Genomic DNA, 13,372 nt, shown 5'->3' on the forward strand with positions numbered 1-13,372 from the left:
CTTCAGGCGAGAGGTGACGACGAGGAGCGGGTGTGGCGCGAGCGGGACTGAGTACGGAACGGCTGGTCCGGGCCGGAGCGGAGCTGGCCGACGAGGTCGGCTTCGACCAGGTGACCGTCTCGGCGCTGGCCAGACGGTTCGGCGTGCAGGTCGCCAGCCTGTACTCCCACGTCAAGAGCTCCCAGGACCTGCGGACGAGGATCGCGCTGCTGGCGCTGGAGGAACTCGCCGACCGGGCCGCCGACGCGCTGGCCGGACGGGCCGGCAAGGACGCCCTCGTGGCGTACGCCGACGTCTACCGCGACTACGCCCGCGCCCACCCCGGCCGCTACACGGCGGCCCGGCTGCGCCTCGACCCGGAGACGGCGGCGGCCGGCGCCGGCGTCCGGCACGCCCAGATGACCCGGGCGATCCTGCGCGGCTACGACCTGACCGAACCGGACCAGACCCATGCCGTCCGGATGCTCGGCAGCGTCTTCCACGGCTATGTCGACCTGGAACTGAGCGGCGGCTTCAGCCACAGCGCGCCCGACAGCCAGCAGTCGTGGATCCGCGTCCTCGACGCCCTCGACGCGCTGCTGCGCAACTGGCCCGCACCGACCTGATCCCCTCGTACGCGACAGACGGAACACAGCCGGAACAGAGACAGAACGCAGAGGCGATGAACACCGACCCCCGCTGGATCACCACTCCGATCACCGCCGCCCTCCTGCGCGGCGCCCTCGACCTGGAGCACACGGACCACGGCGTCCTGCCGCACCGGCTCCCGGCCCGGGCCCGCGCCCAGTGCGCCGACCCGCAGCTCGCCATGGTCGAGTCCCAGCCCTCCGGCGTACGACTGGTCTTCCGCACCCGGGCCACCGCCGTCGAGCTGGACACCCTCCCCACCAAGCGGCTCTACGTCGGTGCGCCGGTCCGCCCGGACGGCGTCTACGACCTGCTCGTCGACGGCACCCTGGCCGGCCAGGGCAGCGTGTCCGGCGGCACGGTCCAGGTCGTCGACATGGGCGCCGGGACCACGGAGCTGCGCCCCGGACCGGTCGGCACCCTCCGCTTCACCGGCCTGCCCGGGCACGAGAAGACCGTCGAGATCTGGTTGCCGCACAACGAGACCACCGAACTGGTCGCGCTGCGCACCGACGCCCCGCTCGCCGCCGTACCCGACCACGGCCGCAGGGTCTGGCTGCACCACGGCAGTTCGATCAGCCACGGCTCCGACGCGGCGAGCCCCACCGCCATCTGGCCCGCACTCGCGGCGGCGCTCGGCGGCGTCGAACTGGTCAACCTGGGGCTGGGCGGCAGCGCCCTGCTCGACCCGTTCACCGCCCGCGCCGTACGGGACGCCCCCGCCGACCTGATCAGCCTCAAGCTCGGCATCAACGTCGTCAACACCGACCTGATGCGGCTGCGCGCCTTCGGCCCCGCCGTGCACGGATTCCTCGACACCGTCCGCGAGGGCCACCCCACCACCCCGCTGCTGGTCGTGTCGCCGATCCTGTGCCCCATGCACGAGGACACACCGGGCCCCACCGCCATGGACCTGAGCGACTTCGGTGCCGGCCGGATCACCTTCACGGCCGTGGGCGACCCGGCCGAGCGCGCGAGCGGCAAGCTCACCCTGAACGTCATCCGGGACGAACTCTCCCGGATCGTCGCCCAGCGCTCGGCCGAGGACCCGCACCTCCACTACCTCGACGGCCGTGCCCTCTACGGCGAGGCGGACGCCGCCGAGCTCCCGCTGCCCGACGGGCTCCACCCGGACGCGGCCGCCCACCGCCGTATCGGCGAGCGCTTCGCCGGGCTGGTCTTCGCGGACGACGGCGCGTTCGCCGGGAGCGGTGGCGACCGCTGGGACGACGGCCGCTGAGCGGGGGGCTGCTGGGCCCGCGGTCGTCGGGCGGGCGGTCCTCATCGTGTCGAGTCGGTCGACGCCGCGTCGTCGTCCGGGACCAGCCGGCGGCCGAGCCCGAGGCGCCTCCGCCGGCCTCCGCCGGATTTACCGCCCACCTCTCCCAGCACCGCGACTGGGCCGGCGGCCACCCCGCTCCGCCCGGAGTACTGCGCCGGGCGCCGGCCTTCTGGACCCGGATGCACGGGGTGCTCTCCCTCGAACTACGCCGGCCACTTCACAGCGCATGGGCTTCGACCCGGACCGGCTGTTCGACGCCGAGGTGGCGGAGCTGGCGTCGGCCGGCTGACAGCCGGCCGCTGACCGGTTCCGGTCGCCCGCTGCCGCCTACTCCCCGGGGAGTACGCGTGATCACGTCGCCGGGCTGACGCCCGCGCGGGGCGACGGCGTCTAGCGTGGCGGGCATGGACGAGCAGCGGGTACGGGAGCGCGGCCCCGCCCGGTGGTGGCACCACGGCCCCCCGTGGCCGAACCACCCGGCAGTCACCGGCCCAGGCAACGGCCCCGGCCCTGGACCCGGCCCTGGCCCCGGGCTCCGCAGCCCCCGCCTGCCCTGGCGCTCCACCCTGGCGCTCACCGTCCTCGTGGTGGTGGGCTCGAACTTCGCCGCCCACACCCAGCCCCACCGTGAGCACCTCGACGCATACGCCCGCCTGCTGCTCCTCGCCACCTGTGCCCTGCTGCTGTGGCGGCACCGGCATCCGGTGAGCGTGGCGTTCGGCACGGCCGCGCTCGCCCTGGTGTACCTCGGTGCCGGCTACCCGTACGGGCCGCTCTTCGCGGCGGTCGCGGTGGCCTGCTTCAGTGCCGTCGTCGCCGGGCACCGCAGCGCAGCCTGGGCGGCACTCGGAATGCTGTGGGCCGGGCATCTGCTGATCTCGCTCTGGCTGTACCGGTGGCTGCCGCCGCCGGGCGACAGGGGTGCCGGCCTCGGCCAGGAGGCGATCACCGCCACCTGGGTGCTGATCATCGTCTCGGTGGCCGAGCTGGTCCGGCTGCGGCGCGAGCAGTGGGCCCGGGAACGTGCCGACCGCGCCCAGGCGGCCCGGCGGCGCGCGGACGAGGAACGGCTGCGGATCGCCCAGGAGCTGCACGACGTCCTGGCGCACAGCATCTCCGTCATCAACGTCCAGGCCGGCATGGGCCTCGCGCTCCTCGACTCCGACCCGGAGCAGGCCAGGTCGGCGCTCACCACCATCAAGGCGGCCAGCAAGGAGGCGCTCGGCGAGGTGCGCCAGGTGCTCGACACCCTGCGCTCCCCGGGAGACGTGCCGCGGGCGCCGGCGCCCGGTCTCGGGCGGCTGCCGGAACTGGTGGAACAGGCGGCGGGCGCCGGCCTCGTCGTGGACGTGACGGGGGAGCCGCCGCGCCTGGCGCCCGGCGCGGACCTGGCCGCCTTCCGCATCGTGCAGGAGGCCCTCACCAATGTCGTACGGCACTCGGGTTCGCGGCACGCGCGCGTGCGGCTCGAACACGGGGGAGGGGAACTGCGGTTGCGGATCGACGACGACGGTCCCGCGACCGGGGCCGACGCGGGCGGCAGCGGGAACGGGCTGGCCGGGATGCGGGAGCGGGCCTCCGCTCTGGGGGGCACGATCGAGGCGGGGCCGCGCGCCGACGGGGGCTTCCGGGTGTGCGCCGTACTGCCGTTGGAAGACCGGGACGACCAGGAGGGCCGATGATCCGGGTGCTGCTCGCCGACGACCAGTCGCTGGTGCGCGCCGGTTTCCGGGCGCTGCTCGACGCGCAGCCGGACATCGAGGTGACCGGTGAGGCGGCGGACGGCGAGGAGGCGCTGCACAAGGTGCGCGAACTGCGCCCCGACGTCGTTCTGATGGACATCCGCATGCCGCGTCTGGACGGGCTGGCCGCGACCCGGCGGGTCACCGGCGAGCCGGAGCTGGCGGACGTCAAGGTGGTCATGCTGACGACGTTCGAGCTCGACGAGTACGTCTTCGAGGCGATCCGTTCCGGCGCCTCCGGCTTCCTGGTCAAGGACACCGAGCCGGACGAACTGGTGCGCGCGGTCAGGGCGGTGGTGGCCGGGGACGCGCTGCTGTCGCCCGGGGTGACGCGCCGGCTGATCGCGGAGTTCGCGGCCCGTTCGAGGGAACCGGCAGGCGCCGACGTCCTCGCCCGGCTCACCGAGCGGGAGCGGGAGGTGATGGCCCTGGTCGGCCTCGGCCTGTCCAACGAGGAGATCGCCCGCCGCCTGGTCGTCAGCCCCCTCACCGCCAAGACCCACGTGAGCCGCACGATGGTCAAACTGGGCGCCCGCGACCGCGCCCAACTGGTCGTCCTCGCCTATGAGTCGGGGCTGGTAAGACCGGGCTGGCTGGGCTGAGCGGAGCCCGCCGTCCCCCGTGGGCCGTCATCCCGGCAGTCTCACAGCCGTGTGCCCGGCGGGGCAACAGGCCTCGCCGGGCACAGGTTCGCAGGCGTCCCTGTTCAGTCGCCTGCGGACACGCGTTCCGCCTCCAGGGAGGTGGACCTGGCGATCACGACGGTCTGCTGCGGGCGCCGGGTGCGCAGGCCCGTGAGTGTGATCAGCAGCCCGGCGAGGGCCACGAACGCCACCACGACGAACCCGGGACGGTAGCTGTCGAGCACCGCCTGCGGGGTCGCGTGGGCGGGCGCGCCCGCGGTGACCGCGGCCGTGACGATCGCCAGGAAGATCGCCCCGCCCACCTGTACCGAGGTGTTCAGGAGACCGGAGACCATGCCCTGCTCGTGGTCGTCGACGCCGTTGGTGGCCTGGATGTTGAGGGAGGGGAAGACCAGCGCGCAGGCCGCGCCGATCAGCAGCATGGACGGCAGGATCGCCGCCGCGTAGGCCGGGCTCAGGTCGACGCGGAGGAACAGGGCGTATCCGACGACCATGAACGCGAAGCCCGCCGCGATGAGCCGCGGGGTGCCGAAGCGGTCCACGATCGCGCCGACCTTGGTCGAGGACACGGCCACGAGCGCGCCCGCGGGGAGGAAGGCCAGCGCGGTGTGCAGGGCGGACCAGCCGAGCAGGGACTGCATGTAGAGGGTGGTCAGGAACTGGAAGCCGACGTACGAGCCGAAGAAGGCGATCGCGCCGAGCTGGGCACGGACCTGGTTGCCCGAGCGCAGCACGCCGAGCCGGATGAGCGGTCCGGGGGAGCGGCGTTCGACCTGGACGAAGACGGTCAGCAGGACGGCGACCGCGAGGAAGGAGAGCAGGGTGCGGGCCGACACCCAGCCCACCTGCGGCGCCTCCACGACGGTGAAGACCAGGAGCAGCATGGAGGCGGTGCCGAGGATCGCGCCGGGGATGTCGTAGCCGTTGTGGTCGCGTTCGCGGGAGCTGCGCGGCAGCAGCCTGAGGCCGGCCAGGAGCGCGATCAGGGCGATGGGGGCGGGCAGCAGCATGGTGAAGCGCCAGCTGGCCTCGGTGAGCAGGCCGGACAGCACCAGGCCCATGGAGAAGCCGGTGGCCGCGCAGGTGGTGTAGATGGAGAGGGCCCGGTTGCGCAGCGGGCCCTCCGGGAACGTGGTCGTGATGATCGAGAGGCCGGCCGGCGCGGTGAAGGCCGCGCTCAGGCCCTTGACGAAGCGGCTGGCGATCAGCAGCGGGCCCGAGTCGACGAGGCCGCCGAGGAGCGAGGCGAGCGCGAAGACGCCGAGGGCCACGAGGAACACCTGGCGGCGGCCGAGCAGGTCCGCGGTGCGGCCGCCGAGCAGGAGCAGGCCGCCGTACCCCAGGATGTAGCCGCTGACGATCCATTGCAGCGTCGAGGTGGACAGGTGCAGGTCGGAGCCGATCGACGGCAGGGCGACGCCGACCATCGACACGTCCAGGGCGTCCAGGAACATGGCGGCGCAGAGCACCAGCAGCGTGCCCCAGAGCCGGGGGGTCCAGCGTCCCTCGGAAGCGGGGACGGTGAGCGGAGAGGTCATGGACCCAGACACTACATGCACATGCATCGGATGCAAACGCATTTAATTACGATGCAATAATCCCGGTTCTCTGCTACGGTGCCCGGATGGCGGCGAAGAAGCCCGAACAGGCGCTCGTGGAGCAATGGCGCGACATCCTGTCCCTGCACGCCCGCACCCAGTGCGAGCTGGACCGTGCCCTGCACGGACACGGCCTGTGCGGCAGTGACTTCGAGGTCCTCGACCTGCTCTCCGACGGCCGGGCGGCGGACGGCGTCTGCAGCTTCCGGGTGCAGGAGATCGCCGAGCGGGTGCACCTCAGCCAGAGCGCGCTGTCCCGGCTGATCGCCCGCCTGGAGAAGGACGGCCTGGTCGAGCGGGCCATGTGCCCGGAGGACCGGCGGGGGGTGCGGGTGGCGCTCACCGGCAAGGGGCGCGCGCTGCACGGCGAGGTGCTGCCGGTGCAGCGCGCGGTGCTCACCCGGATGCTGGCCGCCGAGGCGGGCTGAGTCCGGCGGGTCCGGCCGCGGGCCGGTCAGGCCGTTCGTCGTCGCCGGCCGGTCAGATCCCGGAGTTCGTCAGCCACAGGTTCACCAGTGCCGGGTCGCCGATCACCTTCGGCACCGGCACCCGGTTCCACAGGGCCAGGTACAACTGGTCTGCGGGACCGGCGAGTTCGGCCATCGCATCGCGGGGCGCGCCGGGTTCCGTGACCGGCGGTCCCTCCGACAGCCGTACGGTCCAGGCCGCGTCCGTGTCCATCGTGCGCACCCCCAGCACCCGCGGGTGCTCGCTGCGGACCCGGCTGCGCGAGCGAGCGTGGAAGCCGCGCAGCAGTTCGTCGATGCCGTCCACCGCGAAGCCGGTGCCGACCGGCGTCGCCGGGCCGCCCCGCGCGGCCTCGGCGTCGTACCGGTGCACGGTCGTCTCATGGGCCTGCCGGCGGAGCCAGAAGGCCAGCGGTGAGGCGACGGGGGCGGGGTGGAAGGTCCAGCACGACACGTCCTGCGGTGCGTCGCGCAGCGTGCCGACGAGCCGGCGGTGGCCGTCGCGGTACCAGTCCGTCAGTTCCGTGCCGTCGATGTCCGGGGGCTCCGGGACGGGGCGGGGCGAGGTCCCGGCGTCGCCGACGACACCGGCCGCCCACCGGTGGATGGTGCCGGTGTGCCGCAGCAGGTCGCGTACCTGCCACTCCGGGCAGGCGGGCACCGGGGCGTCGAGCCCGGCCTCGGCGGCGGCCGCGGCCAGCAACCGGCCCTCCCGGTCGAGGATCTCGAGAAACTCAGCAGTCTCCATGCCGCGAGTCTGCCGGACACGCGGCCGTTCCTGCCGCTGAGGGGGTCCGCCGAAGTCCACGGCGGTTCGGCAGCGCCCCGTGCGGCGCGCTGGGGGTACCCCCGGCCGAAGGCTGGGGGAGGAACTGCGCCGACCGGCCACGACGGCGCCGCGGTCGGCGGAGGACGGTTCGCGGCGCTTTTGGCGGTGCGCTCAGCGCAGCAGGAACCCCACCGCGTACCCCAGCGCGTTCACCGCCCAGTGCAGGGCCATCGGCGCCAGCAGGGAGCCGCTGCGATCGCGCAGCCAGCACAGCAGGCAGCCCGCCACGGCCGTGAACAGCACGGCGCCGACGTCGACCAGGACCGCTCCGGCGACCGAGCGCCCGAAGAGCGAACCCAGCGTGGGCTTCTCCTGGTTCAGGTGCAGTGAGGGCAGGATGTGCCAGAGGCCGAACAGCACGGAGGAGAGGACGGCGGCCGTCGTGGCGGTGCGCAGACGGCACAGCAGCGCGAACAGCACCCCGCGGAAGGCGGTCTCCTCCAGCAGCACCGTCCCCACCGGCACGGCGACCAGCACCTTGAAGGCGATCTCCGAACCGCTCAGCACGTCCGTCCGCTGGTCCGCGAAGAGCCCGCGGGTGACCGGCGGCAGCGCGGCGCACAGATAGACCGCCGCGACGATCCCGATCAGGGCCGCCCCCCAGCGCACCCCGTCCGCGAGGGTGTCACGCCCCAGGCCGAGCTCCTGCCAACTGCCCCCGGCCCAGAAGAGCAGCCCCACCAGGACGGCCGAGGCGACGACCGCGGTGAGCAGGATCCAGGACCCGGCCCACCGATTGTCCAGCAGGTTCGTCGGCACCAGCACCGCCACCGCCGCCGCCACGGCGACACGGGTGGGGAGCCGGGGGAGTGCCATGGCGGGCGGGAGGTCAGAACCCGGCCGGGTGGCGCAGCGGTGGGCAGGCCATGCGGTGCCCGCCGCCACGACGACGGCCCGGCGTCGACGACCCCGGCACCCGCCTTCCGTGGCAGGGTGCCGGCTTGGACGGCGCGGTCGCGGCCGGGGACCACGCCCGGCTCCGGTGCGACCACGCCGGTGAACGGGGTGGCGTGCTCGGTCGTCCGGGCCTGGGCCATGCCCACCACGATGGGACACCTCATGCAGCTTCGCACCTTTTCTCCGGATCCTCCGGATTCTCTCCGGATCTTCCGGATGCGGCGGCGGGTGCGGTGGCCGATCGTGGTCCCGAGGTGGCGAAGTGAGTGGTGCGGGCGGTGCTGTGAGTCGTACGAAGGACTGGACCCGGCGGACGGCTGAGCGGGTGCGCGGGCACCTGGGCCCCGGCCGGGTGGTCCGGCGGCGGCCGTGCTGGGGCGGGATCGCGGTGGCGGTCCTGTGCTACTGCCTGTCCCTCACCCCGTCCCTGCTCCCGCGGGCCTGGTGGCTGCAGGGACTCGCGGCCGGCGTCTCGGCGGCCGTCGGCTACGGCGTCGGGGCCCTGCTGGAGACCCTCGCCCGGCTGCTGCTGCGCTGGGCCGGCGTCCGTATCCGCCCTCGTGTCCGCCGTACCCTGTGGACCGCCCTGGGCGGGCTCGGCGCCGCCGCGGTGGTCACCGTCACCGTCTGGAGCGTCCGCTGGGAGGACCAGGTCCGCCGGGCGGTGACGCTGCCCCCGCACATCGTGTGGTGGCAGTGGGCGCTGGTCCCGTTCGTGGCCGCGTTCGTCGCGACGCTGCTGCTCCTGGCCGCCCGGACGGTACGGCTCGGCACCCGCCTCGCCGCCCACGCGTTCGACGCCCTCGTCCCGCGCCCTGCCGCCTATGCCACCGGGGTCGTCCTGGCCGCCTTCGTGATCGTCGGGGTCGTCCAGGGATTCCTGCTGAACGCGGCACTGGACGCGATCGAGAGCACCGCCTCCCTCGCCGACCAGGGCACCGCCGAGGGCGTCCACCAGCCCGGCCCGCGCACCCTCTCCGGCAGCCCGGAGTCCGCCGCCCACTGGGACACGCTGGGCGCCCAGGGCCGTAACTTCGTCGGTACCGCCACGACCCGCGCCGACATCGCCGCCTTCACCGGCCGCCCGGCCGAGGATCCGGTACGGGTCTACGTCGGCCTGCGCTCCGCCGACACCCTCGGCGAACGCGCCGCCCTCGCCGTACGCGAACTCGAACGCACCGGAGGTTTCTCCCGCAGGATCCTCGCCGTCATGGGCACCACCGGCACCGGCTGGATCAACGACCAGGGCAGCAAACCCCTGGAGTACATGTGGGGCGGCGACACCGCCATGGTCGCCATGCAGTACTCCTACCTCCCCAGCTGGGTCTCCGCGCTCACCGAGGACGAGGCCGCCGGCACCGGACGGGCCCTCTTCGACGCCGTCTACGCCAAGTGGCGGACCCTCCCCGCAGGTTCCCGCCCCCGGCTGCTCGTCTACGGCGAGAGCCTCGGCTCCTTCTCCGTGGAGTCCGCCCTGAACGGCTCCCTGCCCACGCTCGTCGCGGAGACCGGCGGCGCGCTGTTCGTCGGGCCGACCTACGACAACCCGCTGTGGAAGTCGGTCACCGCGCAGCGGCGGCCGGGCAGCCCCGAGTGGCGGCCGGTGGTCGACGACGGCGCACACGTGCGCTTCGCGCAGGTACCGGCGGACTACGGCATCCCGGCCGCGCCCTGGGGTGAGCCCCGCGCGGTCTACCTCCAGAACGGCTCCGACCCGGTCGTCTGGTGGTCGCCCGCCCTCGCCTTCCACCGGCCGGACTGGCTCGACCGGCCACGTGCCCGGGACGTCTCGCCCGCGATGCAGTGGTATCCGCTGCTGACGTTCTGGCAGGTGGCCTGCGACCTGGCCGGCGCCGACAGCGTGCCGGACGGCTTCGGCCACCGGTACGGAACCCTGCCGACGAGCGCGTGTGCCCTGCCGTGCGCCGGGTCAGCAGCGCGATGGCCGCGGCGGTGGCGGCGAGGGCCGCGACGGTGGTGAGGGCGGTGGGCAGGGAGAGCCAGTCCGCCATGAAGCCGATGGCGGGCGGTCCGAGGAGCATGCCGCCGTAGCCGAAGGTGGAGGCGACGGCGACGCCGTCGGGGCCGGCCAGACTGCCGGCGCGCTCGACGGCGACGGGGAAGAGGTTGGCGAGGCCGAGCCCGGTCACCGCGAATCCGAGGAGGGCCGCCCACAGGGCCGGGGCGAGTGCGCCGAGCAGCATGCCGGCCGCGGCGGTCGCGCCGCCGAACACCAGGGTGCGCGTCTGGCCCAGGGCCTCCAGCAGTCTGGTCCCGCTGAGCCGGCCGACGGTCATGGCGAGCGCGAAGCAGGAGAAGCCGATGGCGGCCGTGCCGGGTGCGGCGTCCAGGTCCTGCTGCAGGTGCAGGGCGCTCCAGTCGGCCATGGCCCCCTCGCCGTAGGCCGTGCAGAGCGCGATCAGCCCGAACGTGACGACGAGCAGCCGGGTGCGGCGTGCCGGGCGGTGCGGTGCGGCCGTCGTCCGGGGCGCGTCGTCCTCGGGGGTGGCCGGCGGGGGAGTGCGCAGCAGCGTGCGGCCTGCGAGAAGGGTGACCACAAGGCCGACGGCGGTGAGGCAGAGCAGGTGCTGCGTGGGGGTGAGCAGGCCGGCGATCAGTGAGCCCAGACCGGAGCCGAGCATGCCGCCCAGGCTGAAAGCGGCGTGGAAGCTGGGCATGATCGGGCGCCGGAGGGCTCGCACCAGGTCGACCGCGGCGCTGTTGAACGCGACGTTGATGCCGCCGTACGCCATGCCGAACACGAAGAGCACGGCGCCGAGGGCGAGTGCGGAGTGGGTGAGCGGGGGCAGCGCGACGCTGAGGGAGAGCAGGACGGCGCAGACGACGGTCACCGGGTGGCTGCCGTAGCGCCGGCACAGGCGTCCCGTGACCGTCATGGTGATGACCGCGCCGGCGGAGATGCCGAGGAGGGCGAGGCCCAGGGCGCCGGTGGAGGCGTGCGTCTGCTCTTTGATCGCGGGGATGCGGACGACCCATCCGGCGAAGACGAAGCCGTCGAGGGCGAAGAAGACGGTGAGGGCGATGCGCAGGCGGGTGAGGTCGGACCGGCTGCCCGGCACGGCGTTGTGCGGACGGGCTTTGTTTATTAGCGGCACAAACTCAGGCTAGGTGAGGGCCGCTGAGCGGGGCAAGGGCGGAAGTCGCTGGGTCTTCGCAGTGGGAGCCGCCCGTCCGCCACGGCTCGACGAAGGGTGCAGTGGTTGCGCGGGGGCCGGGATGCCGCTGGCCTCGGGGTGGCCCGCCGAGATCTTCCGGCGGGGGGCAGGCGTACCGTACGGTGCGGATGCAGGACCACCCCGGCCGAGCCGGGGCCGGGCGGGGGAGGGGACATGCGCGAGCAGCCCAGCGGTCACGGCGCCGTGGCGGGCGTCGGGACGCCGACGGGCGCGATGGTGGTGGTCGAGGACCTGCGCCGCACCTACGGCCGCGGCGACACCGCGGTCCACGCCCTGCGCGGTGTCTCCTTCCAGGTGTCGCGCGGCGAACTCGTAGCCCTCAGAGGCCGTTCCGGCTCCGGCAAGACGACCGTGCTCAACCTGGTCGGCGGCCTCGACACTCCGGACGGCGGCCGGATCACCCTGGACGGCACCGACCTGGCCGGCCTCGGCGCCGACGAACTGCTGGCGCTGCGCCGTGACCGTGTCGGCTTCGTCTTCCAGTCCTTCGGCCTCATCCCCGTCCTGACCGCTGCGGAGAACATCGGGGTTCCGTTGCGCCTGCGGAAGGTCCCGGCCCGCGACCGCGAAGCCCGCGTCGGCCTTCTGCTCTCCCTCGTCGGCCTCTCCGACCACGCCGACCAGCGTCCCGGCGAGCTGTCCGGCGGCCAGCAGCAGCGGGTCGCGATCGCCCGGGCGCTCGCCAACGAACCGGCGCTGATCATCGCCGACGAACCCACCGGCCAGCTCGACGCCGACACCGGTCTCACCGTGATGAACCTGCTGCGTGCCGTCGTCCGCAGCGAATCCGTCACCGCCCTCGTCGCCACCCACGACACACAACTCCTCGCGCTGGCCGACCGCGTGCTCGAACTCCGCGACGGCCGCATCGTCGAGGACGTCTGACGGCACCGCCCGCGGACCGACGGCGGGAGCAGGGGCCGGGCGGCCCTTTGCGGCGAGCCACGCTGATCGGCGTGCCGCCGCCGAGCCGGCGGATCGCGCCCCTCGTACAGACTTCCGGACTATCCTGGCGGCTGTCTGACAGCGTTGTCCGCAGACCTCACCACCGCGGGGGAGCGTGTGGCAGTTCACGAACAGCCGATCGGTGCACCGGACTTGGACGAGCTGCGCCGACGGGCCGTGGCCGGCGTCCCGCAACGTGAGGCGGGGATGGTCGTCTGCGAGAACCTGGTGCGGATCTACCAGACGGAGGGCGTCGAAGTGCAGGCCCTCCAGGGCCTCGACCTGACCGTGGCCGAGGGCGAGATGATCGCGGTGGTCGGGGCCTCCGGCTCCGGCAAGTCCACCCTGCTGGGCATACTCTCCGGCCAGGACGTGCCCACCGCGGGTGCCGCCGAGGTCGCCGGACACGACCTGCTGGCGATGAAGCGCCGCGAGCGGCTCGGCTACCGCCGCCGCACCGTGGGCTTCGTCTGGCAGCAGACCTCCCGCAACCTGCTGCCTTACCTCTCGGCGGCCGAGAACGTGATGCTTCCGATGACGTACACCGGGATCAAGCGCTCCCGGCGCCGGGCCCGGGCGGAGGAACTGCTCGACCTGCTGTCCGTCGGCCACTGCCGGGACCGCACCCCCGACACGCTCTCCGGCGGCGAGCAGCAGCGCGTCGCCATCGCCGTCGCCAACGCCAACGAGCCGCGGGTGCTGTTCGCCGACGAACCCACCGGCGAACTCGACACCGCCACCAGCGACGAGGTCTTCGCGGCGCTGCGCCGGGCCAACGAGGACCTGGGTGTCACCGTGATCGTGGTCACCCACGACGCGCTGGTCTCCGAACAGGTGCAGCGCACCGTACGGATCCGCAACGGCCGTACCTCGACCGAGGTGCTGCGCCGGGTCGCCACCGGTGAGGACGGTGTGGAGGTGCTCACCGCCGAGGAGTACGCGGTACTGGACGGCAGCGGCCGGCTGCAGCTGCCGGGCGAGTTCACCGAGCGCCTGCACCTGCGCAAGCGGGTGCGGCTGGTCCTGGAGAGCGACCACGTCGGCGTGTGGCCCGACAAGGCCGCGCGCCGGGCGGGGTCCGACGCGCCGGACGCGGCGAGCGGCGGCCCCGGACGCTGAGAGCGCCGGGAGCGAGCCGTGCGGG

11 protein-coding genes and 2 pseudogenes are annotated in these 13,372 nt (G+C 73.7%); 9 read left to right on the forward strand and 4 right to left on the reverse strand.

Going from position 1 to position 13,372, the window contains the following annotated elements; translation table 11 throughout:
* Window positions 1-32: 32 nt before the first annotated feature.
* From JF597_RS25930 to JF597_RS25950, 5 genes and pseudogenes are all read left to right on the forward strand, one after another.
* A complete protein-coding gene (locus JF597_RS25930) occupies window positions 33-605 on the forward strand; it encodes a TetR/AcrR family transcriptional regulator (RefSeq protein ID WP_293999345.1) in 573 nt (190 codons plus the stop codon).
* Between the two features lie 56 nt (window positions 606-661).
* Window positions 662-1,867, forward strand: coding sequence for a GDSL-type esterase/lipase family protein (locus JF597_RS25935; RefSeq protein WP_293999347.1), 1,206 nt, complete (start codon window positions 662-664; stop codon window positions 1,865-1,867).
* An 89-nt stretch (window positions 1,868-1,956) separates the two neighbouring features.
* Window positions 1,957-2,198 (forward strand): annotated as a pseudogene (locus JF597_RS25940) (TetR-like C-terminal domain-containing protein); the annotation flags it as partial.
* 115 nt (window positions 2,199-2,313) lie between these two features.
* Window positions 2,314-3,591 (forward strand): sensor histidine kinase, encoded by a 1,278-nt coding sequence (locus JF597_RS25945; RefSeq protein ID WP_293999350.1) that lies wholly within the window; start codon window positions 2,314-2,316, stop codon window positions 3,589-3,591.
* Window positions 3,588-4,253 carry a response regulator transcription factor gene (locus tag JF597_RS25950; protein ID WP_293999353.1) on the forward strand — a complete coding sequence of 222 codons (666 nt, stop codon included), beginning with the start codon at window positions 3,588-3,590 and terminating at the stop codon, window positions 4,251-4,253. Before JF597_RS25945 ends, JF597_RS25950 begins: the two co-directional genes overlap by 4 nt.
* Window positions 4,254-4,357: 104 nt before the next feature.
* Here the strand turns inward: JF597_RS25950 and JF597_RS25955 are convergent, their stop codons facing one another.
* The gene (locus JF597_RS25955; RefSeq protein ID WP_293999355.1) at window positions 4,358-5,833 is read right to left on the reverse strand and encodes an MFS transporter; all 1,476 of its coding nucleotides are present in this window, start codon (window positions 5,831-5,833) and stop codon (window positions 4,358-4,360) included.
* An 86-nt stretch (window positions 5,834-5,919) separates the two neighbouring features.
* Between JF597_RS25955 and JF597_RS25960 the strand changes: the two genes are divergently transcribed.
* On the forward strand, window positions 5,920-6,321 hold the full coding sequence (locus tag JF597_RS25960) for a MarR family transcriptional regulator (RefSeq protein WP_293999358.1): 402 nt from the start codon (window positions 5,920-5,922) through the stop codon (window positions 6,319-6,321).
* 52 nt (window positions 6,322-6,373) lie between these two features.
* On the opposite strand, the gene JF597_RS25965 is transcribed toward JF597_RS25960, so the two are convergent.
* On the reverse strand, window positions 6,374-7,108 hold the full coding sequence (locus JF597_RS25965; protein ID WP_293999360.1) for a maleylpyruvate isomerase family mycothiol-dependent enzyme: 735 nt from the start codon (window positions 7,106-7,108) through the stop codon (window positions 6,374-6,376).
* Window positions 7,109-7,300: 192 nt separating this feature from the next.
* Window positions 7,301-8,005: a CPBP family intramembrane glutamic endopeptidase gene (locus JF597_RS25970; RefSeq protein ID WP_293999363.1), complete on the reverse strand. Its 705-nt coding sequence runs from the start codon at window positions 8,003-8,005 to the stop codon at window positions 7,301-7,303.
* A 469-nt stretch (window positions 8,006-8,474) separates the two neighbouring features.
* On the opposite strand from JF597_RS25970, the gene JF597_RS25975 reads away from it, so the two are divergent.
* Window positions 8,475-10,067, forward strand: a complete 1,593-nt coding sequence (locus JF597_RS25975) for an alpha/beta-hydrolase family protein (RefSeq protein WP_293999565.1) — start codon at window positions 8,475-8,477, stop codon at window positions 10,065-10,067.
* Here the strand turns inward: JF597_RS25975 and JF597_RS25980 are convergent.
* Window positions 10,003-11,166 (reverse strand): annotated as a pseudogene (locus JF597_RS25980) (MFS transporter); the annotation flags it as partial. The gene JF597_RS25975 and the pseudogene JF597_RS25980 overlap by 65 nt on opposite strands.
* Window positions 11,167-11,436: 270 nt before the next feature.
* On the opposite strand from JF597_RS25980, the gene JF597_RS25985 reads away from it, so the two are divergent.
* The gene (locus JF597_RS25985) at window positions 11,437-12,168 is read left to right on the forward strand and encodes an ABC transporter ATP-binding protein (protein WP_293999367.1); all 732 of its coding nucleotides are present in this window, start codon (window positions 11,437-11,439) and stop codon (window positions 12,166-12,168) included.
* A 267-nt stretch (window positions 12,169-12,435) separates the two neighbouring features.
* The gene (locus tag JF597_RS25990; RefSeq protein WP_293999567.1) at window positions 12,436-13,347 is read left to right on the forward strand and encodes an ABC transporter ATP-binding protein; all 912 of its coding nucleotides are present in this window, start codon (window positions 12,436-12,438) and stop codon (window positions 13,345-13,347) included.
* The last annotated feature ends 25 nt before the right edge of the window (window positions 13,348-13,372 follow it).

This window comes from Streptomyces sp. (genome assembly GCF_019510245.1).
Lineage (GTDB): Bacteria > Actinomycetota > Actinomycetes > Streptomycetales > Streptomycetaceae > Streptomyces.

What these genes read in the sequence shown, in the direction of transcription:
- JF597_RS25935 (WP_293999347.1), top strand. Translation starts at nt 662, where the DNA reads ATGAACACCGACCCCCGCTGGATCACCACTCCGATCACCGCCGCCCTC.
- JF597_RS25945 (WP_293999350.1), top strand. Translation starts at nt 2,314, where the DNA reads ATGGACGAGCAGCGGGTACGGGAGCGCGGCCCCGCCCGGTGGTGGCAC.
- JF597_RS25950 (WP_293999353.1), top strand. Translation starts at nt 3,588, where the DNA reads ATGATCCGGGTGCTGCTCGCCGACGACCAGTCGCTGGTGCGCGCCGGT.
- JF597_RS25955 (WP_293999355.1), bottom strand. Translation starts at nt 5,833, where the DNA reads ATGACCTCTCCGCTCACCGTCCCCGCTTCCGAGGGACGCTGGACCCCC.
- JF597_RS25960 (WP_293999358.1), top strand. Translation starts at nt 5,920, where the DNA reads ATGGCGGCGAAGAAGCCCGAACAGGCGCTCGTGGAGCAATGGCGCGAC.
- JF597_RS25965 (WP_293999360.1), bottom strand. Translation starts at nt 7,108, where the DNA reads ATGGAGACTGCTGAGTTTCTCGAGATCCTCGACCGGGAGGGCCGGTTG.
- JF597_RS25970 (WP_293999363.1), bottom strand. Translation starts at nt 8,005, where the DNA reads ATGGCACTCCCCCGGCTCCCCACCCGTGTCGCCGTGGCGGCGGCGGTG.
- JF597_RS25985 (WP_293999367.1), top strand. Translation starts at nt 11,437, where the DNA reads ATGCGCGAGCAGCCCAGCGGTCACGGCGCCGTGGCGGGCGTCGGGACG.
- JF597_RS25990 (WP_293999567.1), top strand. Translation starts at nt 12,436, where the DNA reads ATGGTCGTCTGCGAGAACCTGGTGCGGATCTACCAGACGGAGGGCGTC.